Below are 21,446 nucleotides of genomic sequence, written 5' to 3'. Positions count from 1 at the left end.
GCCAGGTCACGCGCGGGCGCTCACCAGCCAGGCTTTCGCGCCCATGCGAACACCTTCATTATCGCAATTGCGCTCGAACAGTTCGACCAGGCTGCGGTGAACGGCTGCGCGTGTGTCGTCCCCGCTCGCCCGGACGAGATCGCCGACCTGCATGCCGTCGAGCACGAAGCGGGTGGCGCTCTCGGGATCGCTGCCGGGTCCGCCGACGCGCTGCTCGCCCGTCCAGGCGTCGAACGATATGTCACAGAAGCCGGCGCTTTGCAGAAGATCGGTGACATAATCCTGCTCGCCCAGCGCGAAGGGGCCGGGCTCGCGCGGCTGCGGCGTGGGCAGGTCGATATGCCGGCGGATCGCGGCCATGACATTGCGCTGCCACGGATTGTCGGCGATCGGCGCCCACACCGCGATGTCGAGCCGTCCACCGGCACGCAGCATCCGGCGCAGATTGGCGAATGCGGCATAGGGTTCGGGAAAGAACATCGTGCCGAAGCGGGAATGCAGCCGGTCGAAGGGGGCTTCTTCGGGCATGGCCGTCGCGGCGTCGCCTTGTTCGAAGCGGATGTTGGCAAGACCGGCGCGCTGCGCCCGATCCGTTGCCGCCGCCACCAGTTCGGGCGATATGTCGAGGCCGAGCGCCAATCCCGTGTTGCCCGTCCTTTCGGCGATCCGCCTCGTCGTCCAGCCGCCGCCGCAGCCGATATCGACCACCTTCTCCCCGGCAACATAGGCTGCTCGCGCGAGCAGCGCTGCGCCGATCGGTTCGATCATGCTCTCGAAACGGTCGAGCTGGGCGAGCCAGCGTGTGCCCGCTTCCCCCGCCCAGTCGTGCGCGGCCGGTTCCTTGCTGTTCCCGTCAGCGTCATTCATTGCCCTTCTCCCACTGTGGCACCAATTGAAACGTGTTTGGAAGTCGGCGCATCGGGCAAGTCCCAGCCCCCACCGATCGCCTTGTACAACGCCACCAGTTGCACCGCCGTTGTGGCATGCGCGCGGGCACAGGCGGTTTCAGCTTCGTGCAGGAGGCGCTCGGCCGCAAGCAGTTCAATCCCCGCGATATCGCCGGCGGCAAAACGGGCCTCGGCGTGGCCGACACTTCGACGCGCAGCGTCCAGCGCCGTTTGACGCCGCGCGAGCGCATCGCGTCCGGCGTCATAGTCGCTCAAGGCGCGCTCCGCGTCGCCCAATGCGGCCAGGACGGCCTGTTCATAGCCCAGCGCGGCCTGCCGCTGAACGGCCTCCCGCGCGCGTATCTCCGCGCGCACGCGGCCGCCGTCGAACAAGCGCCAGGAAATGAGCGGCAGGATGGAGTAGCGGGTGCTGGAGGTGTCGAACCAGTCGCCCGTGCTAAGCGCCTGAAATCCGCCGCCCGCTGCGATAGAGAGCTTGGGAAACAGTTCGGTGGTCGCCACGCCGATATCGGCGGTGCTGGCGGCGAGGCGCCGTTCGGCAGCCAGAACATCGGGGCGACGCCGCAATATATCGGCCCGTTCCCCCACGGGCAGCGCCGGCAGTATGAGAGACGATGCAGTTGCATCGAGCAGCTTGAGTTCACGTTCCGGCGGTGAGCCGAGCAGGACACCAAGGCCGAGCACTGCCGCACGCTGCCGCGCCTCTATGCCCGGCAGCAGGGCGTTGGCGGCGGCCCAGCGTTCATGGGTTGCGTCCACGTCGGCACCGGCAACATCGCCGAGCGCCGCGCGACCGCGCATGAGTTCCAGCGTCTGGTGCAGCGTCGCCACCGTCGCCCGCTGCGCGCGTAATTCTTCTCTGGCGCCGGTCGCCTCGAACCATGCGCGTGCGACTTCGGCCGCGATCCGCATACGCACGCCCTGCGCCTCCGCTTCACTTGCCTGCAAGCGGGCGTTCGCGCCTTCCAGCGCCCGCCGGTTCGCGCCGAACAGGTCGAGTTCCCAGGCCGCGTCGAAGCCGGCATCGTAGATCGTCTGAGACGCATCGAGGCCGGGAATGGACCCAACGGGCAGCGGGCCGTTCTCGCTTTGCCGACGCTGGTTCACACTGGCGCCAGCAGAAACCGTGGGCAGTTGCCGGCCAGCGGCGCGGTCTCGCAGCGCGCGCGCCTCGTCGATCCGTGCGGTGGCTTGACGGATATCGAGATTTTGCGCCAGTGCGGTATCGACCAGCCTCTCCAGTTCGGGATCGCCCAGGGCCCTCCACCAGCGGTCCAGGTCCGTTGGCGCCGACGCTTCCCCAACCGGCCGGCTCCAGCCACTACCCGTGTCAACGGCAGGTGGCGCCCGGTAGTTGGGGCCGACCATACAGGCCGTCAACGAACTGCAGCCAGCTATCAATATTGCGTAGCGCGACCATCGCGGGGAACGTCCGCCCGTATCAGACAATGACGGCGCATGACTGTGGCGGGGCGATCTCATTGCAGGCGTCCTCGAACGAAGATGGTGGCCATGGTGAGCGACACCAGGGCGATCATCGCCAATGGCCAGAGGCTGGCAAATATGTCGCCCGGCGCCATGGCTTTGAGAAAGCTGCCCTCGACGATGACCAGGAAATGGGTGAGTGGAATCGCCTGCGCCAGCCATTGCAGCAGCATGGGCATGTTCTCGACCGGCGTGGCAAATCCCGACATCAGGACGGATGGCACGCCGATGGCGAAGGCGCCCAGGATGGCCTGTTGCTGGGTCGCGCTGATCGCCGAAATCATCAGACCGATGCCCACCACCGACAGGATGAACAGGACCAGGCTGACAAACAGCAGCGCGAACGACCCGTTGAACGGAATCCGGAACGGTCCCGCGGCCGCGGCCATCATCAGAAGTCCGAGCATGGTGCCGATGACCAGCGCCGGCAAGGATTTGGACAGGATGATTTCCGGCGTGGAGGTTGGTGAGACCAGCAACTGGTCGAAGGTTCCCAGTTCGCGTTCACGGGCGATCGACAGCGAGGTTATGAGCAGTGCGCTGAAGAACGCCAGGATGCCGGAGAGGCCCGGGACGATGAACCAGCGATACGTCAGATTGGGATTGAACCAGTTGCGTACCGCCACTGGCGTCGCAGGACCTGTGCCGGGGTTGGCCTCCGCGCCGACTTCGGCGGCGATGGCGGAGAGATAACTGGCGGTGATCTGTCCCGAATTGCTGCGCCGGCCGTCGATCAACAGCTGGATACGGCCGCTGTCTCCGGCAGCGATTGCGCGCGAAAAGTCCGGCTGGATGTCGAGCGCCGCGATCACCTTGCCCTGGTCGATCAGGCGTCCCAGTTCCTGACCGTCGGTCACGCGATAGACCTGGGTAATGAAGTCGGCCCGATCGAGCCGCGCGATCAGTTCATGCGACCAGCGGCCCGCATCCTGATTATGCACGGCAATATCGACGTTGCGCACTTCGAGCGTCGCGGCGAAGGCGAACACCAGCAGTTGCAGCAGCGGCGGCATGAACACCACCATGCGGCTGCGCGGATCGCGCAGGATGCTCAGCACTTCCTTGACGAACTGGGCTCGCAGCCGGGTGAAAGAGAGATAGCCATTGTGCCGCGTCATGGCTCGTCACTCCAGATTCTTGCGCGTGGCGCGCTTGGCCAGGAGGAAAAACAGGACGCCGATGGCGCCCATCGCCAGCAGGTTCGGCACGAAGACGGCCCAGATGTCGCCGGCCAGAAAGACGGTTTTTAGCGAAGAGACGAAATAGCGCGCCGGTATCGCCCAGGTGATGGCCCGGATCGGCGCGGGCATCGCGTCGATCTCATAGAGAAAGCCCGACAGCATGAAGGCCGGCAGAAAACCGGAGAACAAGGCGATCTGCGCGGCCAGGAACTGGTTGCGGGTGACAGACGAAATCAGCAGCCCTTGGCCCAGCGCCGGCACCATGAAGGTGGCCGAAAGCAGCAGGAGCGCCGCCAGCGATCCGCGCAGCGGCACGCCGAACACGAAGACCGCCAGCGCGGTCGCACCGAGCGTGGCCAGCATGCCGAGCGCAAAATAGGGCAGGAGCTTGCCGATCAGGATCTCCGCGACCGATGCGGGCGTGGAGAGCACCGCTTCCATCGTGCCGCGCTCCCATTCGCGCGCCACCACCAGCGCGGTCAGCATGGTGCCGATGATGGTCATGACGATGGCGATCGCGCCGGGCACCAGCGCGCGGCGGCTTTCCAGTTCGGCGTTGAACCAGTAGCGCGGCTCCATCGTGACGGCTGCGCGTGGCGTCTCGCCATCAAGCCCGCCCCGCCAGGTCTGCACCACGCCCTGCGCATAGTTGGTGACATAGTTGGCGGTATTGGGCTGCGAACCGTCGGCGATGATCTGCACCAGAGGCCGCGTGCCGCGATCGGCCAGGCGCTGCTCGAAATCCTGCGGGATCACCACAAATCCGCGCAAATCGCCCGAGACGACCTGGTCGGCGACTTCGCGCCGGTCATGGGCGAAGGTGACGTCCAGATAACGGGTGCCGGCGAAGGCGGCGGCCAGCGATTGCGCCGAAGCAGATTCGGATTCCTGCACGACGCCGATGCGCACCGCGCGCACATCGAGTGATACCGCATAGGAAAACAGCAGCAGCAGCACGACCGGAAGGGCGAAGGCGATCAGCAGCGTGGACGGGTCGCGCATCGCCTGCAGGCTTTCCTTGAACACCAGCGCCCAAAGGCGCTTCGGATCGAAGCGGCGCATGGCTTGAAGGTCCGTTCGCGATCCGCCCGCGCCGTTCATGCGGCAACTCCGCTGCGGGCTTCGTCAGCGCGGTCCTCGGCTTCGACCAGATGAATGAAGGCGTCTTCCATGGTCGGGTCCGGACGGAGATCGCTTACCGCGCTGCGTTTGAGGGCGTCCGGCGTGTCGAGCGCGATCAGCCGGGCGCGATAGAGCATCGCCACCCGGTCGCAATATTCCGCCTCGTCCATGAAATGGGTGGTGACCATCACCGTCACCCCCTTGCGGGCAAGGCCGTTGATATGGGTCCAGAATTCGCGGCGCGTGATGGGATCGACGCCCGAAGTCGGTTCATCCAGGAACAGCACGGGCGGGCGGTGCATCACCGCGCAGGCCAGCGCCAGACGTTGCCTGACCCCGAGCGGCAGGGACTCCGGCGCCGCCGACAGCCAGGGTTGCAGCCCGAAGATGTCGATCATCTCGTCGATCCGCGCCTGCCGCGCGGCGCCTTTCAGGCCATAGACGCCCGCGGAGAACTCCAGGTTCTGCCGCACGGACAGCAAACCATAGAGCGAGAATTTCTGCGCCATATAGCCAAGCTGGCCTTTGGCAGCACCGGTCGCCCGGCGCAGGTCCAGCCCCACCACCTGCGCTTCGCCGCTGGTGGGTTTGAGCAGGCCGCACAGCATCTTGAAGGTGGTCGATTTGCCGGCGCCGTTCGGCCCGAGCAGACCGAATATCTCGCCCTTGCGGACCTCGAAGCTCACCATGTCGGTGGCGGTGAAATCGCCGAAACGCTTGGTCAGATCGCGGCAGGAGACGGCAACGTCTGAAGCCAGTTCGACCGGCGGCATCCCTTCGGCAAGCGCCGATGTGCCGCCCGGACCGCCGCCCAGAAGATCAATGAAAGCATCCTCGAAGCGGGCAGGCACCGCTTTCAGTTGTGCGCCGACCCGATCGGCGAGCGCGCTAATTTGCTCGGTTCCCGCATCGGCGCGCAGCACCACGCGGACGCCGGCGCCCTGGATCACCCCGTCGCCGACACTGTCCAGGCTGAGCACTTCGGCTAGCACGGCCCGCCGCCGCTCGCCGACCTGTTCCAGCCGAAAGCTCCGGCTTGTAAGGCGCGCGGTCAGCTCTCCGGGCGGTCCGTCATAGGCGAGCCGCCCTTCGTTGAGCAGCAGCACGCTGTCGCAGCGTTCGGCTTCGTCGAGATAGGCGGTCGACCAGACTACGGCCATCCCTTCGTCGGTCAGCGCCTGCACCATGCGCCACAGATCCTGACGGCTGACCGGATCGACACCGACACCCGGTTCATCGAGCAGCAGGACAGCAGGCCGGGCCATCAATGCGCAGGCGAGACCCAGCTTCTGCTTCATGCCGCCGGAGAGCTTGCCCGCCAGGCGTCCGGTAAAGGGGGCAAGACGTGTGAAGTCGAGCAGTTGGGCGAACAGGTCGGCGTGTCCATCGGCGGCCATACCGCGCAACTGCGCATAGAGCCGCATATTCTCCATGACCGACAGGTCTTCGTAGAGGCCAAAGCGTTGCGGCATGTAGCCGGTCGCGACATGGATGGCGTCATTGTCGTCCACCACATCGAAGCCCGCTACCCTGGCGTGGCCGCTGTTCGGCACCAGCAGTCCTGTCAGGATACGCATCAAGGTGGTCTTGCCCGCGCCGTCCGGCCCGACCAGCCCGGTCAGTCGGCCATAGCTTATCTGCGCGCTGAGATCCTGTAACGCAGGCGCACTGCCGAAATGCTTGCTCAACCTGTCGATGACGACCGCGACATCGCCATTTTGCTCCTGTGGCGCGGTGGCGGGCGGCACGTCAGCGGCCTTTGGCGCGCGCGCCGGAGGTTTGTCCGACTACGACCTCGATCGTTACCGGCATGCCCTGACGCAGCGCGGCATCGGCATTGGTGACCACGATCCGCAGACGATAGACCAGATCCGTGCGCAGATCGGTCGTTTCTACCGTTTTGGGCGTGAACTCGGCGCGAGGCGAAATGAACCCGATCTGGCCTTGATAGAGTTTGTCGGAGGAATCGCTGCGAACGCGCACCCGCATTCCGGGCGCGATACGCCCCAGATCCGGTTCGCCGACATAAGCCCGCACATAAACCGGAGCATCAAGGCTGAGGCTATAGACCGGGCTTTGGCTGACAGCCATGCTGCCGGGTTCGCGCACCCGTGCGATGATCGTGCCGGTGCCGGGTGCAAGCAGAACCGTGTCGGCGAGCGCGGTGGCGGCTTGAGCCCGTGCTGCCTGTGCGGCGGCGAGGCGCGCTTGCCCCGCCGCGATGTCTTCCTTGCGGAAGCCTTCGGCGGCTTGCGAATGCGCGGCCCGGGCCGCCTTGACACTGGCGGCGGCCTGATCGCGCGCAGTGCGCGCGGCATCGACCGTCTTTTGACTGGCGGCTCCCGACGCGAGCAACTGGCTCTGCCGATCAAAATTACGCTCCGTGTCCCTGGCGACGGCCAGGGCCTGATTGAGGGCCTCCTGCGCCTGCGCAATCTCCTGCGGCCGCAGCCCGCGGCGCAGTTTGTCGAGGTCTGCCTGTGCGGCCGCTACGGCGGCGTCGGCGGCCGCGAGCGCTTCCTCGAACGGCTGCGCGTCGAGAGTCGCCATATGTGCGCCCGGCTCGACATGATCGCCTTCATCGAACAGCATCTGCGCGACGCGGCCGGACTGGCGGAAGGCCAATTGCACCTCCCGGATGTCGACATTGCCGTACAGATTGAGGGCGTCGCCGTCGCGGCTGCCCCGCTGCATCCACAGCCATCCAGCACCGATGATCACGATGACGGCCGCAATGATCAGGATCCGCTTTGTCGTGCCGGACAGGCGGATGTTCTTCATGATGATGCTCCGACGCCGCGCAGATAGATGGCGAACACGCCGGGCGCATCGCTGCGGATGCGGGTCACATCGTCCGCCAGCATGGATTGCATGACCAGGCCCTGGACCGTGCCGATGAACAGGGTGGCCGCGGCTTCCGGATCGAGGTCCGCATGCAGTTCGCCCCGTGCCTTTCCGGCGTCGAGCAGGGTATGCAGCCGTTCGCCATAATGGCGGATCAGGGTCTGGGCCATGCGCTTGGGAAGCGTCTCGCCCGGTCGCTGCAACTCCCCGAACAGCATTCGCGGTACACCCGGGTGATCAGACACGAAATCGATATGCGTCATGAAAACCGCTTCAAGCGCGGCAGCCGGAGAGGCGGCTTCCTCGACCGCCTTGTCCACGCGGCCGAGCAAGCGCTCGGTCACCCAGGACATCACCGCCTGCAGGATGGCGTCCTTGGTCGGGAAGTGGCGGAAGAGCGCGCCCTGGGTCAGACCCATCCGCTGGGCGATGGCCGTCGTGGTGATGTCGCTCGGGTTCTGTTCCGCGGCCAGGCCGACCACCGCCTCCACGGTCGCCGCCCGTCGCTCGTCAGCGGGAAGATGTCTGGACCGCCCGTTCATAGCTTGCGCCTTCAAAAGATAGTAATCTATTACTATCTATCTGTCATGAGCGTCTGGCGCAAGATGGTTCCGCCTGGATCGAGGCTGTCGGCCCATCCGCATGAGTGCATCATGGTCACTCAGACCATCGGCCATCTCCATAGTGGTATATGATTCTATACTTCTCGAAATGTAGATTGACCGCGCAGGCGCCTACTATTATTCGATGAGTTTGGAAGGATGGAATCGACCATGAAGGAGTTCAATCCGCAGGACTCGGCCGTCGAGGCGCTTGGCGCGCTGGCGCATGACACGCGCCTGTCTGTCTTTCGTATGTTGGTGAAGGCAGGGCCCGATGGACTGATCGCCGGCGCCATCGCGCAGGCCGCCAATGTGCCTCCGTCCACCATGTCGCATCATCTGGGTATTCTTGAACGGGCGGGACTCGTGGAGTCCGAGCGGGAAAGCCGGCTCATCCACTATCGCGCCGATTATGAGGGGATGCGCCGGCTGCTGGCCTTCCTGATGGAGGACTGCTGCCAGGGCGTCCCTGAAATGTGCGCCGATCTGTTCGGCGAGCTCGACTGCAAGGCCTGAGGTTACTCCCATGTCCGACACGATCGGCCCCGGCAAGACCTACAACGTGCTCTTCCTGTGCACCGGTAACAGCGCCCGCTCGATCTTGGGCGAAGCCATCATGAACAAGCTGGGGGAAGGGCGTTTCCGCGCCTGGAGCGCCGGCAGCCAGCCCAGGGGCGAAGTCCATCCGATGGCGCTCTCGGTTTTGAACGGGCTTGGGTTCGACACAGCGGGCATGCGTTCGAAAAGCTGGGACGAGTTCGCCGTGCCGGACGCGCCGCAATTCGATTTCATCTTCACCGTCTGCGATAACGCCGCAGGCGAAACATGTCCCGTGTGGATCGGCCATCCGATGACGGCGCACTGGGGCATCGAGGATCCGGCCGCCGTCGAAGGCGATGATCAGCGCGAGGCCTTCATGCAGGCCCTGCGCTACTTGCAGAACCGTATTTCGCTGTTCCTCGCGCTCCCGCTCGCCAGCCTCGACGAGATGGCGATGCGGCGCAAACTCAGGGAAATCGGCCAGAGCGAGGGCGCCAGCGTCAGGGCAGGAGCATGCGAATGACCCACCCGGAGACGCCTGTCGACATCGTCATCTACCACAATCCTGAATGCGGAACCTCGCGCAATGCGCTGGCCATGATCCGCAATGCCGGCATCGAACCGCATGTCATCGAGTACCTCAAGACTCCGCCTTCGCGTGCCTTGCTGGCAAGCCTCATCGTCCGCGCCAGCGTCACCCCGCGCGCCCTGCTGCGCGAGAAGGGCACGCCCTTTGCCGAACTGGGACTCGACAATCCGGATCTCACTGATGCGCAGTTGATCGATGCGATGATGGAACATCCGATCCTCATCAATCGGCCGCTGGTCGTCTCGCCGCTGGGCGTGAAGCTTTGCCGTCCGTCCGAGGAGGTCCTCGACCTCCTACCGGCTGACCAGCGCAGCGCCTTCGCCAAGGAAGACGGCGAACAGGTGATCGATGCCGCCGGCAGGCGTGTCACCGGTTGAACGAGGGATCAAGATGACCGCACAGCCCAGGCGTGAACGCCTGTCGTTTCTCGATCGGTATCTCACCTTGTGGATTTTCCTCGCCATGGCGCTCGGCGTGGGTCTGGGATCGACCTTCGAAGGATTGCCAAGGGCGATCGACAGCCTGTCCTGGGGGACCACCAACCTGCCCATCGCCATCGGCCTGATCCTGATGATGTATCCGCCGCTCGCGCGGGTGCGCTATGAGGAACTGCCGCGCGTGTTCGAAGACAAGCGGGTGCTGGCGATCTCGTTGATCCAGAACTGGATCATCGGCCCGGTGCTGATGTTTGCGCTCGCCGTCATCTTCCTCAGCGACAAGCCGGAATATATGACAGGCCTGATCCTTATCGGCCTCGCCCGTTGCATTGCCATGGTCATCGTCTGGAACCATCTCGCCAAGGGCGACAACCAGTATGTGGCTGCGCTGGTCGCGTTCAATTCAATCTTCCAGATCCTGTTCTTCAGCGTTTACGCCTGGTTCTTCCTCGCCTTTTTGCCGCCGCTGCTCGGGCTGGAGGGCAGCGTTATCAATGTCAGCTTCTGGACCATCGCCGAGGCGGTGCTGATCTATCTCGGCATTCCCTTTCTGGCTGGATTTCTCTCCCGCAAATGGCTGGTCAAGGCTAGGGGGAATGAATGGTATGAAACCTGCTTTCTGCCCAGGATCGGCCCGATCACGCTCGTCGCGCTGCTGTTCACCATCGTCGCCATGTTCAGCCTCAAGGGCAATGAGATCGTGACACTGCCGGGTGACATACTGCGGATCGCCATCCCGCTCACCATCTACTTCGTGGTTCAATTCAGCATCAGCTTCTTCATGGGCAAGCTGATCGAGAGCGACTATCCGCGCACGACGGCGGTGGCGTTCACGGCCGCGGGCAACAATTTCGAACTGGCGATTGCGGTCGCCATCGCCGCCTTTGGACTGGCTTCCCCGGTCGCCTTCGCTGCGGTGATCGGGCCGCTGGTCGAGGTTCCGGTGCTGATCCTGCTGGTCAACGCCGCCTTCTGGTTCGGGCGGCGCTGGTTCCCCGACAGCGTGCCGGCGGAGGTCCGGGCATGAACGAGACGAACCACAGCCGATTGCGGACGCTTGCCGATCCCGACCGTCTTCCAGCGCTCAAGCCTGACTATGTTCATCGGCGTCCAGCCCTGGGCCTGGGGGATCTCAATCCGCCGCCGCGCATCCTGCTGCTCTACGGATCCTTGCGCGAACGGTCCTATTCGCGGCTTGTGGTGGAAGAGGCGGCGCGTCTGCTCCAGTTCTTCGGCTGCGAAACGCGGATTTTCGATCCCTCCGATTTGCCGATGCCCGATCAGGTCCAGGATGACGATCATCCGGCGGTTCACGAACTGCGGGCGCATGCGCTCTGGTCCGAGGGCCAGGTCTGGTGCAGCCCGGAACGGCACGGCCAGATCACCGGGATCATGAAATCGCAGATCGATCACCTGCCGCTGGCTTTGAAGGGCATGCGCCCGACGCAGGGTCGCGCCCTTGCCGTCATGCAGGTCTCCGCAGGTTCACAATCGTTCAACAGCGTGAACAGCTTGCGCGTCCTCGGCCGCTGGATGCGGATGTTCACCATCCCCAACCAGTCGAGCGTCGCCAAAGCCTTCACCGAGTTCGACGAGGCCGGGCGGATGAAGCCGTCGAGCTATTACGACCGGATCGTCGACGTGATGGAGGAACTGGTGCGTTTCACTGTCCTGCTCCGCCCGCATGTCGATCAACTGGTCGATCGCTATTCGGAGCGGGTCGAAACGGATCGACCGGTCATTGCTCCGGCGGAAATCCTCGCCTCGATCGATGGGACTCTGGTTCCGCCACGACAGAAGGCATGATGCCCAATGGCCCCGCGCGTCTCGGTATCCAGAACGAACTGGCAGACATTTATGGCCGTTTGAGTGCCTTCGACTGACCGGGTCTGGACGAGGGCGTGACGGCTTGCTGCTATGCCGAGTCCGAAAGGAGCTGGATCGCCGGTGCCCAGGATGGGGCGTGGGCGGCTTTCTACATCAGCGGCGATGCGACGGATTATGGGAATGGTTCGAGGCTGAGCGCACTTTTCCGCAAAACGCCGCCGATGACGCCTGTTGTGCGCCGGCGGTGCCAATAGCGAAATCAGGCTGCCGCGGCCAACGGCGCGCAACAATATCTCATGGACGTGGATCGATGCCGGAGCCGTCCAGATGAGAGGGGAGTGGGAAGGAGTGATCGAGCCAAAGCTCTGCTCAAGCCCATTTGGATATCCCCATGTGCGATCTCACCTCAATCCCGGCCGAGGCCGGCTCCGCTCCCGCGCGCCTGCTCGATTATATTCGCGTCGATGCGCCGCAGCCCGTCGTCCTGGCCTATGGCATCGGTGTCGACAGCACCGCGCTTCTTCTCGAACTTGAAAGCCGGGGCACGCCGCCTGACCTCGTGATCACCGGGGATCCTGGCGTCGAGAAGCCGGAAACTTATGCCTATCAGAAGATGATCGCCGCCTGGATGGCGGCGCGAGGAATTCCCTATGTGACGGTGCGCTACACACCGCGCCGTTTCAAGCATTGGCCGCCCTATTTCGATCTGCTGTCCAACGTTCTGACGAACGCCACCTTGCCGAGCATTTCGCTGGGGCGCCATTCGTGCTCGTTAGGTCCGGCTTCGGCGACTGTCTCTTTTGCTCGCGATGAGTGACGGGCCGACCGCCGCGCTAACCCAAAGAGCTGGCGGTGGTCGGCCCGTCACTCGCGTCGCGCAGCGACGCCTGATTGCCGGATGAACCCGCTGGGCCTCAACTACCGTACTCCATCCTCGAGCAGATCGCTTCAGAATCGATTTCTCTGGCGAAACGAAGGCTGGGCTTGTAGAAGGCCGGAGAACAAAAGGGGGCCTTATGGCGCGGCGCGTTTTCTTCAGTTTCCACTTCGCGAACGATTTTTGGCGCACCCAGCAAGTGCGCAACATCGGTGCTCTTGAAGGGCAGTCTCTTTGCACCGCGAATGCGTGGGAAGAGGTCAAGCGGAAGGGCAAGGCCTCGATCGAAAAATGGATCGATGACAACATGTACGGCAAGAGCTGTGTGGTGGTGCTTGTCGGCTCTGAAACAGCGAACCGGCCTTGGGTAATCCGCGAGATCGTTAAAGGCTGGGATGCCGGCAAAGGAGTGGTCGGTATTCGGATAAACAAACTTCTCGGCCACGACGGGAATTCGTGCACGGCTGGTAGCAATCCGTTTGACGAAGTGGGCTATGGAAATACCGGGAAAAAGCTATCATCTATAGCGAAGCTGGTCACCCCTTCCGGCTCAGATAGCAAGGCAGTCTATGATTCGATCAAGAACGGAATCGAGAGTTGGATTGAGGACGCGATAGCGATCCGCTCAAATAACTGAGGTAGCTCCGTGAGTTCGGTCTATATCCGATAATAGAGTTTCGATTATGATCGAATACATTACAAAATCCGAGCTTCGGAATTTCGCTGATAAGTTAAATGTTAGCGAACAGGCAAGCCTCAGAAAGTCTGCTGCTTCCCGTAGCCTCTCAGGCACCACATTTCTTTCACACTCGAGCAAAGATGATGATCTGGTCGTTGGCGCTATTCGTGTGTTGGAAGGGCACGGAGCTAGGGTCTATGTCGATGAAATCGACCCGGAAATGCCCCCATACACGACGGAGGAAACGGCGGGGCTGCTAAAGAGCCGTATTCGCCAGACCAAGCGCTTTGTCCTTCTTGCAAGCAAGAATAGCAAGGACAGCCGTTGGGTGCCCTGGGAGTTGGGCGTGGCCGATGGTTATAAAGGGTTGACGAAGATCGCGCTGTTCCCGGCATCCGACAGCGCGCATGAGCAGGCATGGGCGTCGTGGGAGTATCTGGGATTATACCGCCGCATCGTCTGGGGGGATCTACAGGGTCATCAAAAGCGCGTCTGGATGGTCCTTGACGAGAAAAGGAACACAGCTACGGAGCTTAGCGAATGGCTTGCTGGCGACTGATGAGTTCCCACCCCGTTTAAGCAGTGGCAGGGGGCTGCCAAAATCGCTCCTCAACGACAGCTGGTTGGAGGGCCGGGCTTTCGAAGCGCTCCTCTCGGACGGAAACGTCAAGGTGGCGGTGAAATAACGCAACATAGTCCCGGTCTTCCGTTAGGTCGGGCGCTAAAGACTCAACTTGCGCTCCTACGTCAAGCGTCGCGCCGCCCGTGGAGATTACCGGTATCACTGCAGCCTCGGGTTGCAGGCGTCGAAACATCTCATATTCTTGTATAATTCCTCCCATGCCTCCAATAAAAACTGCTGCTTTGAACTTGTGTTCGGAAAACATGCGTTCACGCATGTTCAGCAAGCTCTTCTCCCGATCCCTTTCGATCTCTTCCGTATAAACCACGTTGTTGAACCGCTCATTATCCTCGGGATACTCATCCTTGAAATGGCGAGACTGGTAGAGCCGGACCCAGTGTCCGTAATTTATTCCGATGTCTTGCGAGACCACCCAGATCATCGGTGTGATTGCGGGTTGACCACCCCAGACAAGCAGCCTGCGCCCTAGTGTAACGTGCACCAAAGCGGAGACTGCGGCTGTAATCGCGACGGTGTCAGCAGTCGCTGCATATTGTGGGCCTCGCTTTGGATCTGGCACGCCCGCCGAAAGAAAAATGGCCTCAGTCATGGTCAATTCTCCCATGCCGCAAGAGCCCATCCGGCTTCGGAAACTTTAATCGTACGGACCGCGCGAATATGATCCCCAAGCCATCGGAGATGAGCATTCCATGCATCACGGATGCCGATATGATCGTAGACCAGTACCGGTATCTCCTGCTGTTCCGCTCGTCGCGCCTTATCGGCCACGTCGTTCAAAATTTCAGCCGTGGGGATTCCGACGATCGGATATGCCCAGATCTTTTCGCCGTCCAGCAACCGCACGGCGACGGCCCGATGTGCACCGACGCCTTCCACTGACGCACCAATTTTTTCGACGTCAGCGCGAAGCTTGCCGGTAATCGACATATATCGAGATGCGATGCTGCGGCTTCTTAGCCGCTCGACCTCCAGGACGATTGTATCTGCCGTTTGGGCTACTATTGGGCCATCCGGCCCTTCGAGTTCCTTTGGGTCAAGATATATAGTCTCTGCAAGATCGGTCAGCTTGTTTGGCGTATGCTCAGGCCAAATTACACGAAGGACCTGGATCTCTTTCGCGCGTGCTCTTCCTATTTCCTGTCGCGTCCAGCGGCTATCGAAATAGGTAGGCGTGTCGAGCATAACCATAACATCAGAATCAACGAGCCTATGCCAAAGCACATCTTGGAACGGATCGCCGGGCCTAATGTCGTGCGTGTCCAAGAATACGTCGAATCCGCGGGACGCAAGGAGATCGTGAAGTTGCAACGCAGCTGCTCGGGATTCCACCCGCCGATAGCTCACAAAAACCCGTCGCTGTCGACGAAGTAAACCCACACATTCCAGCATTGTCGACGCGAGTTCAGTCATATTTGGATCGTCAGCGCGCCGCGTTAGCCCATTGATGGGCTGGAGACACTGGGGGATCTGAGCATTGAAGTCTGCGCCAGCGGCAATCGTGGGAATGATGGGCGCGCTCGCTCGGATCAGGTCCTGGGCCGCTTCGAGATCTTGTTGGGCATTTCCTCCAAAATATGCACCTGCGAATGCTGCTGGCTTGTGCCGCCCACCCAGCGTTTCCGCATTATGCACAACTATATCGTCCCCCAACGTCAATCCAAAGTCGGAAACGATATCGGTGAGCGTCGCTGTCAGTGTCGCGCGCTCCTCTGGCGTTGCGGCGCCAAGTATGGCGAGTTCATAAATACTCATTGATGTCAGCGACCGGCCGCTTTTGCTGCAGTTTCGATCCAAGCCGGCATGTTGGCATAGCCGTTATCCCGAACCCAATCATACGTCCCGTATAGGTTTGACAGCGGAATATCTCGACCATTCTGCTTTATTGTAAAATAGCTGAGAGGGTTGGTCCCCTGTCGATCAGTCCCGAGTTGCGGATCTTTTACGCTATGGATGTCGATGGCCAATAGGCCTTTCCCAAGCTCGTAGCTTCTCTTGATCTCGTGCCGGACCCATTCGCGGTCATACGTCTCCGCGCCAAAAAGCACCACCGTCACGGACGTGCCTTTGAGCTGCTCCTCGATCCATTTTTCTATGCCGCCCGCGCGTCTTTTTGCCTCTTCGAACTCTGCCTTGTCATAGAAAGGCTGCGCTTCGCCACCTGGACGAACCACCCAGGAATTGCGGACTTGCACGACCCGTCGAACGTCACGGTCATAGTGAAAGCTAAAGAATACCCGACGCGCCACCGCTTCCCCCCCTTGATCCTCGTTCACTCATATCAAGGCGGGCGCCAGGTGTCAGCAGGCACGGTGAGTGCTTGGGGTAGCTGGTCGCAGCGACACCCTTCGGCATGGCGAGGAAAGCGCCCATTCCATCGAAATGCTTCGGCCAAATCGAGCATGTTGCTCTACTTTCGAAATTGCACCTGTGCGGGCGAGGGAGATGGCCCGTGGTATCAGTGATTCGGGCTGCCTCTGGCGTGCCCAATGTCCCCGCCGGCTTCCCGATTCTGTTCGACGCCGACATGGCGATCATCGAGCCGGCCTTCGTCTGGCTCATGGAGCATGCAGAGCTAAGCGGCCGCGCCCACGCTACGGAAACTGTGCGGACCTACGGCGAGCATCTCCACGATTGGTTCGACTCGCTCGAACAATCGGGGATCGAATGGCGCGAAGCCGACGAACGCGTCATCGCTGCCTATCGCAACCGGATGCTGGAGAACCCCAGCGCACACACCGGGAAGCCCTATGCCCGGACCACGATCAACGCGCGCGTCTCGACCGTCTGCCGGTTCTATGGCTGGGCGCTCGATAAGGGCCTGATCGACCACTGCCCGTTCCGGTTGACCGAAAAGATGACGCTGATGCTCGACGGCGCTTATCGCCCAGGCTTGCAGCGGCGCCAGGTCAACGAGCTGATCGTCTCACGCCCGGAAAAACTGCCGCGACCTCTGCGCGCCGACGAACTGGCACGGCTGTTCGCGCATCTGAGGCCTACCGCCCGACTTGCCGCGCAATGGGCGCTTGGGGCGGGACTGCGCCGCAAGGAGCTTTGCGCGCTCGCCATCGACCAAATCCCGGATAGCTGGCCACTCGACCTCGACAGCGATCCACTTGTCGGCGTGCCGATCCATATCACCAAGGGAGACCGGCCAAGGACAGTCTATCCGCCGATTCGGCTGCTCGATCATACGGACTGGTATGTGGGAGAGGATCGCGCCCGGATCGTCCGCCGTGTCCGCCGTTCCGACCGGGGCTATCGCGCGCCGCCCAATCTCCTGCTGAACGAGCATGGCCGGGCTATGACGCGAAAACTCCTGACGGCGCAGCTCGCGGAAGCTTTCGCGGCTGCGAGACTTCTGGGTACATTGCACTGCCTGCGGCACACCTTCGCGATGGCGATGCTGGCCCGCCTTCAGATCCAGGCCCGCACCAATCCCGATCTCAACCCGCTCAAGGTCGTGCAGGTGCTGCTGGGCCATGCTTCGATCACGACCACCGCGATTTATCTGCGCTGCGTCGAACTGCACGAGCGCGATCTGAGCGAAAGCCTCGCCTATCTTTATGGCGAGCTGATCCCCGCCGATGGCTAGGGGCCGCCTCGATCGGACGCTGAGACTCGATCCGGCACCGGCGAACCATCCGGCGCAGGTCGCCGAAATCCAGTTCCGCGACGAATGGGGCAAGATCGTCCAAAGCTTCAGCCCGGCGCTGTTCGGAATGCCGGACGATATCAGCGCCGCCATCGCCCGGGCTTTCCGCGATCATGATGTAGCATCCAGCGCCGCGACCCGCACCGCGCACTGGTTCGCGCTGCGCGTGTTCGGGAGGTTCCTGCGCGAAGACGCGCGTGTCAGGCGCGCGGCAGACCTCGACACGGCAACGATCCGCCGGTTCATCACCTGGCTGGCGATGCCCACCAACGGGCGCAGGCGCGGCGTCCGCTCACAATCCGGTCAGCTCGGTATGATCCGGCCGGTCCTCAAGCGCGCGATCGCGGACAATCCAGGCTTGTTCGCACCGGGCTTCGCCGTTCCCAACAATGCGATCCCGCTGGCCGGCGTCCAGCGGCTACCGCAAGACCGGCTGACACCTGCCGCAATGCGCGCCCTGCTGGCAGTCTGCTATGCCGAGATCGACACTGCGTGGGACAAGTTCCAGCACGGGCAAGCCATCGTTGGTCTTCCGAATGTGCCGCTCCATGGTGGGCGGACCGTCGAACGGGATCGCTGGATCTGGAAGCTCCATCGCCGCGGCCACGGCATCATGCCGACCGACCGAGGCTTGGACCTTAATAAGCCCGATCGGCAGAGGATCGCCGAGGTAGGCGGGTTCCGCGAGCTCGAGGGTTATCTCCACCTCACGACCGACACGCTGGTTGCGTTCTATATCGTGCTGCTGATCCAGACGGCGGCCAACGCCGGTCCGCTGCGCCAGATCAAGCGGGACTGCCTCGTGCCGCATCCGCTCGAGCGGCATCGCGTCATGGTCGAGTGGGTGAAACCCCGCGCCGGCGGTAAGGTGAAACGCATGCAACGGCGCTCGTTCGACAATCGCCGACCCTATGCGGCGCCGCGCCTGATCGAAAAACTGCTTGCGATGACGGCACCCCTATTGCCGCATGTGGAGCCGTCCAAACGCGACCGACTGTTCCTCCACCGCTTCCTCATGACGACAGGACGCCTCGAGCGTGAGCATCGCGCCGGTCATATCGTGCAGGCCACGTTGCGATCGGCAATGTTGCGCTTCTACGAGCGGCACAATGGCGCGATCGCTTCCTGGAACGAAGCGCATCCCGGCAAGTCCCGTTCCCTGCTTCCCGACTTCTCGCCCAAGCTGTTCCGCAGCAGCATGGCAAGCGCCCATTACACAGCGTCGCAGGGCGATATCATGGCGGCCAAAGCGGTCCTCAATCATGCGAATGTCGCCACCACCGACATCTATGTCGATGGCGAGGCCGTCCGCCGCCTCGAACGCGATACGATCGCTCGGCTCCAGTCGCTGATGATCACATGGGTCACCGGCGAGACGCCCGCCCATGACTCGCAACATCAAGGGCCAGATACCAGCGCGCGGGTGACGGCGCTGTTCGGCCACGACTGCCTTCGACCGGTCGACGGCGGGCAGGCACAGCCTGGCCGCGTGTGCCCGAAACTGGGAGGCTGCCTTGCCTGTCCAGGCCTGATCGTCCCGATCGACCCGGATCATCTGGCGCGCATTGTCCAGGCCACCATGCATCTTGAAGCGGCGCGGGAACGCATCGACCCGATCCGGTTCAGCCTCTTCTATGCCCCCAGCCTTCGGGTGCTGACACAAGACCTGCTGCCGGCGTTCCCGCCCGAAATGATGCCGGACGCGGAACGGCACATACCCGCCTTGCCGCCGCTGCCGGACCTGGAATAGCCTCATGGCCTCCGTCCCGACATCCACGCCTACCCAACTTCCGGCGCCATTGCTCGGAAACGAAGGCATCCCCGCCGCCACGACGTTCAACTGGGGCTTCGAAATGCCGGACGGGAGCCGGTTCCGGGACGATCGGTGGACGCCGCTCCGGCACGCCGCCGAACTGTTCCTGCTCTCGCTGCGGGCCGATCCGCCCGAAGGGCGGAGGCCACTTCGCAAGGAAGCGATCGATGGTCACTTCAGCCACATCCGCTTCCTCGTTCGATGGATGGCAGCCGAGAACGTCCGATGCTTCAAGGATCTCGATCAAGACGCCGTCGACCGGTTCGTGGCCATGTTGCGCGCTCGTCCCGGCAGGAACGCTTCACGGCTCTCCCTCAGCACCGCCGAAGGCTATCTCGGCACGATCCGCACGTTCCACATGCAGCGCGACAAGCTGGACGACGCGCCGCTGATGGCGCCGCCTCGCGCCGGTTCGGTTGGGAAGCGGCACTGGAAACCTTATGGCGGCCATCCCTATACGCCCGACGAGATCGCCGTGCCTCTCATCAGCGGCGCTATGGAACTGCTCGGTGACCCAGCGGACCAGATACTCGCGCTGCGCGACCGTCTCGAAGATCTGTATGAGCAGTTCCGACCACAGCATCAGGGGCGAAGGCTCCACTGGCATATCAGACGCGCCATGTTGGCTGAGCCATGCCCCTACGCGGATCTGTATCCGAATCCGGAATGGCCGCTGCGCCGCCTGACGTTCATGCTGGATCGGCTTGGCGACGCCTGCTTCGTCGTCATCGCCTATCTCGTTGGCGCGAGAGCCTCCGAAATACTCAGGCTTGAGGAGGGTTGCCTCGAACGGCGCGCGGCCGATGGAGACGGTGAGGAACACGTCTATCTGGTCGGCACGATCACGAAGACGTCGCTGACGGAACATGGGGACATCCATCGATGGCTTGCGCCCGAGCCGGTCCGGCGGGCGATCCACATCCTCGAACGTCTCTCCGCACCGCTTCGCGAACTTAGCGGGAAGAGGAACCTCTGGCTCCACCAGCTCGGCCGGGGACGCTCGCCGCTTCCGACGATGATGCCCGTCGCCCTACTGCGATCACCCATGGTCAATATCCGCTTGAACGAACGACTTGCGCCGTTCCTTGCCTTGCCGGAACACCAAGGCGGCACCTGGCACCTGACCACCTATCAGGGTCGCAAGACGTTCTCGCGGTTCATCGGGCGGCGCGACCGCACCGGCCTGACGGCGCTGCAACGCCATCTCGGCCATGTCCACCGCGCGATGACCGACCGGGCCTATGTGGGCACCGACTTCGAGCTTGCCCAGCTGATCGACGACCAAGCCGCCGAAGAAACCCGCAAGGCGCTGGAAGACCTGCTCCTGGCGCCGAACGTCGCCGGGAAGGCGGGCGTCATGCTCTCCGAGCGATCGCCGTTCCGCGGGCGCACGCTATCGGGCGACGTCGATGGCTATATCACCGATATCCTCGCCGAAACGGATATGCGCCTCGGCGTGTGCGACTGGGGCTACTGCCTCTACCGCCGGGAAACCTCGGCATGCCTCGGCGGCGAGCGCGAGCCGAACCCGGTGCTCCGCACGCAAAGCACTTGCTCGACTTGCGCCAACTTCGCCGTGACCGGCAAGCATAAGCCGGTCTGGGAAGCGCGCCTTGAGCGCAACAGCGCTTTGCTCCAGCGCGATGACCTCGACTCCGAGAGCCGTGCGCTTGCAGAAGCCCGCATCCAGGAATCTCGCCGTATCCTGGACCAGTTAGACGAAGGAAATACCGATGGCGACCGAAATTGACCTGTCCAGCCCGCAAGCTCGACGGCGGGCAAAGACGGATGCGCGCCTGCGTGAAGCCCTTGCAGGCCTCGCCGGCAATCCCTCCGCAGAACCCACAGTCGCTGCGCTCGCACGGGCAGCCGGGGTCGGCCGCAACATCATATATACCCATCATGCCGGCGTTCTCGACGGCCTCCGCGCGCTTCAGTCGCAGCGTGCCGGCGCGAACGAGACGACCGCCAGAGAGGCCGATCGCACACGCTCGGCTCTTCGGGATGCCGAAGCTCGAAGCGCCGCCCTCGCGACACATAACGCTAGCCTGTTGAAACGCGCCGTCGACGCCGAGCAACGTGCCGAGAGGCTTGAGCGGCGCAATGCCCAACTCGTGCAGGAACTCGATCGGATACGTAGACCAATCCCGATCCGCCCCAGCGCTGAAGCGCACGATCCTTCCGCTGTCTGACGTCGGTCACGCCCTAATCGGGCGTCCCGAAAGGAAAGGGGGATGAGGAACGCTG

General features: G+C 62.8%; 21 protein-coding genes and 1 pseudogene. 12 read left to right on the top strand and 10 right to left on the bottom strand.

The window, feature by feature from the left end; all coding sequences use genetic code 11:
- Positions 1-6: 6 nt before the first annotated feature.
- The 7 genes from K663_RS21435 to K663_RS21405 are packed head-to-tail and all read right to left on the bottom strand — an operon-like array spanning position 7 to position 8,082.
- The gene (locus K663_RS21435; RefSeq protein ID WP_020819435.1) at positions 7-867 is read right to left on the bottom strand and encodes a class I SAM-dependent methyltransferase; all 861 of its coding nucleotides are present in this window, start codon (positions 865-867) and stop codon (positions 7-9) included.
- A complete protein-coding gene (locus tag K663_RS21430) occupies positions 864-2,390 on the bottom strand; it encodes an efflux transporter outer membrane subunit (RefSeq protein WP_025160952.1) in 1,527 nt (508 codons plus the stop codon). The genes K663_RS21435 and K663_RS21430 overlap by 4 nt, the downstream gene beginning before the upstream one ends.
- On the bottom strand, positions 2,387-3,511 hold the full coding sequence (locus K663_RS21425; protein WP_020819437.1) for an ABC transporter permease: 1,125 nt from the start codon (positions 3,509-3,511) through the stop codon (positions 2,387-2,389). The genes K663_RS21430 and K663_RS21425 overlap by 4 nt, the downstream gene beginning before the upstream one ends.
- A 6-nt stretch (positions 3,512-3,517) precedes the next feature.
- The gene (locus K663_RS21420; protein WP_021223102.1) at positions 3,518-4,675 is read right to left on the bottom strand and encodes an ABC transporter permease; all 1,158 of its coding nucleotides are present in this window, start codon (positions 4,673-4,675) and stop codon (positions 3,518-3,520) included.
- Positions 4,672-6,444 carry an ATP-binding cassette domain-containing protein gene (locus K663_RS21415; protein WP_020819439.1) on the bottom strand — a complete coding sequence of 591 codons (1,773 nt, stop codon included), beginning with the start codon at positions 6,442-6,444 and terminating at the stop codon, positions 4,672-4,674. The genes K663_RS21420 and K663_RS21415 overlap by 4 nt, the downstream gene beginning before the upstream one ends.
- A 1-nt stretch (position 6,445) precedes the next feature.
- Positions 6,446-7,477 (bottom strand): secretion protein HlyD, encoded by a 1,032-nt coding sequence (gene hlyD / locus K663_RS21410; protein ID WP_020819440.1) that lies wholly within the window; start codon positions 7,475-7,477, stop codon positions 6,446-6,448.
- Positions 7,474-8,082, bottom strand: a complete 609-nt coding sequence (locus K663_RS21405) for a TetR/AcrR family transcriptional regulator (RefSeq protein WP_020819441.1) — start codon at positions 8,080-8,082, stop codon at positions 7,474-7,476. Before K663_RS21405 ends, hlyD begins: the two co-directional genes overlap by 4 nt.
- A gap of 231 nt (positions 8,083-8,313) precedes the next feature.
- Here K663_RS21405 and K663_RS21400 point away from each other — a divergent pair, with 231 nt between their 5' ends.
- The 8 genes and pseudogenes from K663_RS21400 (at position 8,314) to K663_RS21360 (ending at position 13,650) form a co-directional block, all read left to right on the top strand.
- Positions 8,314-8,658 (top strand): ArsR/SmtB family transcription factor, encoded by a 345-nt coding sequence (locus K663_RS21400; protein WP_025160953.1) that lies wholly within the window; start codon positions 8,314-8,316, stop codon positions 8,656-8,658.
- A 10-nt stretch (positions 8,659-8,668) separates the two neighbouring features.
- Entirely contained in the window at positions 8,669-9,205 is a 537-nt protein-coding gene (locus K663_RS21395) for an arsenate reductase ArsC (RefSeq protein ID WP_020819443.1), read from the top strand.
- Positions 9,202-9,648 (top strand): arsenate reductase (glutaredoxin), encoded by a 447-nt coding sequence (arsC, locus tag K663_RS21390; RefSeq protein ID WP_020819444.1) that lies wholly within the window; start codon positions 9,202-9,204, stop codon positions 9,646-9,648. The genes K663_RS21395 and arsC overlap by 4 nt, the downstream gene beginning before the upstream one ends.
- 13 nt (positions 9,649-9,661) lie before the next feature.
- Complete coding sequence (arsB, locus tag K663_RS21385; RefSeq protein WP_025160954.1) at positions 9,662-10,735, top strand: ACR3 family arsenite efflux transporter; 1,074 nt, start codon at positions 9,662-9,664, stop codon at positions 10,733-10,735.
- On the top strand, positions 10,732-11,514 hold the full coding sequence (arsH, locus tag K663_RS21380) for an arsenical resistance protein ArsH (protein WP_021223100.1): 783 nt from the start codon (positions 10,732-10,734) through the stop codon (positions 11,512-11,514). Before arsB ends, arsH begins: the two co-directional genes overlap by 4 nt.
- A gap of 412 nt (positions 11,515-11,926) precedes the next feature.
- Positions 11,927-12,310: pseudogene (locus K663_RS21370) on the top strand (hypothetical protein); the annotation flags it as partial.
- Between the two features lie 241 nt (positions 12,311-12,551).
- A complete protein-coding gene (locus K663_RS21365) occupies positions 12,552-13,049 on the top strand; it encodes a TIR domain-containing protein (protein WP_020819448.1) in 498 nt (165 codons plus the stop codon).
- Between the two features lie 46 nt (positions 13,050-13,095).
- Positions 13,096-13,650 carry a toll/interleukin-1 receptor domain-containing protein gene (locus K663_RS21360; RefSeq protein ID WP_021224402.1) on the top strand — a complete coding sequence of 185 codons (555 nt, stop codon included), beginning with the start codon at positions 13,096-13,098 and terminating at the stop codon, positions 13,648-13,650.
- Between the two features lie 16 nt (positions 13,651-13,666).
- Here K663_RS21360 and K663_RS21355 read toward each other — a convergent pair whose 3' ends face one another.
- The 3 genes from K663_RS21355 to K663_RS21345 are packed head-to-tail and all read right to left on the bottom strand — an operon-like array spanning position 13,667 to position 15,980.
- Entirely contained in the window at positions 13,667-14,323 is a 657-nt protein-coding gene (locus K663_RS21355; RefSeq protein WP_025160956.1) for an SLOG domain-containing protein, read from the bottom strand.
- A gap of 2 nt (positions 14,324-14,325) precedes the next feature.
- Positions 14,326-15,486, bottom strand: a complete 1,161-nt coding sequence (locus K663_RS21350) for a toll/interleukin-1 receptor domain-containing protein (RefSeq protein WP_020819451.1) — start codon at positions 15,484-15,486, stop codon at positions 14,326-14,328.
- Between the two features lie 5 nt (positions 15,487-15,491).
- Positions 15,492-15,980, bottom strand: a complete 489-nt coding sequence (locus K663_RS21345; RefSeq protein ID WP_020819452.1) for a TIR domain-containing protein — start codon at positions 15,978-15,980, stop codon at positions 15,492-15,494.
- 203 nt (positions 15,981-16,183) lie between these two features.
- Here K663_RS21345 and K663_RS21340 point away from each other — a divergent pair, with 203 nt between their 5' ends.
- The 4 genes from K663_RS21340 to K663_RS21325 are packed head-to-tail and all read left to right on the top strand — an operon-like array spanning position 16,184 to position 21,391.
- The gene (locus tag K663_RS21340) at positions 16,184-17,326 is read left to right on the top strand and encodes a tyrosine-type recombinase/integrase (RefSeq protein WP_025160957.1); all 1,143 of its coding nucleotides are present in this window, start codon (positions 16,184-16,186) and stop codon (positions 17,324-17,326) included.
- Complete coding sequence (locus K663_RS21335) at positions 17,319-19,136, top strand: site-specific integrase (RefSeq protein WP_020819454.1); 1,818 nt, start codon at positions 17,319-17,321, stop codon at positions 19,134-19,136. The genes K663_RS21340 and K663_RS21335 overlap by 8 nt, the downstream gene beginning before the upstream one ends.
- Before the next feature lie 4 nt (positions 19,137-19,140).
- A complete protein-coding gene (locus K663_RS21330; protein WP_025160958.1) occupies positions 19,141-20,949 on the top strand; it encodes an integrase in 1,809 nt (602 codons plus the stop codon).
- Positions 20,933-21,391 carry a hypothetical protein gene (locus K663_RS21325; RefSeq protein WP_020819456.1) on the top strand — a complete coding sequence of 153 codons (459 nt, stop codon included), beginning with the start codon at positions 20,933-20,935 and terminating at the stop codon, positions 21,389-21,391. The genes K663_RS21330 and K663_RS21325 overlap by 17 nt, the downstream gene beginning before the upstream one ends.
- Positions 21,392-21,446: the final 55 nt, after the last annotated feature.

This window comes from Sphingobium sp. MI1205 (assembly GCF_001563285.1).
Lineage (GTDB): Bacteria > Pseudomonadota > Alphaproteobacteria > Sphingomonadales > Sphingomonadaceae > Sphingobium.
This window is presented reverse-complemented; position numbering and strand designations above follow the sequence as displayed.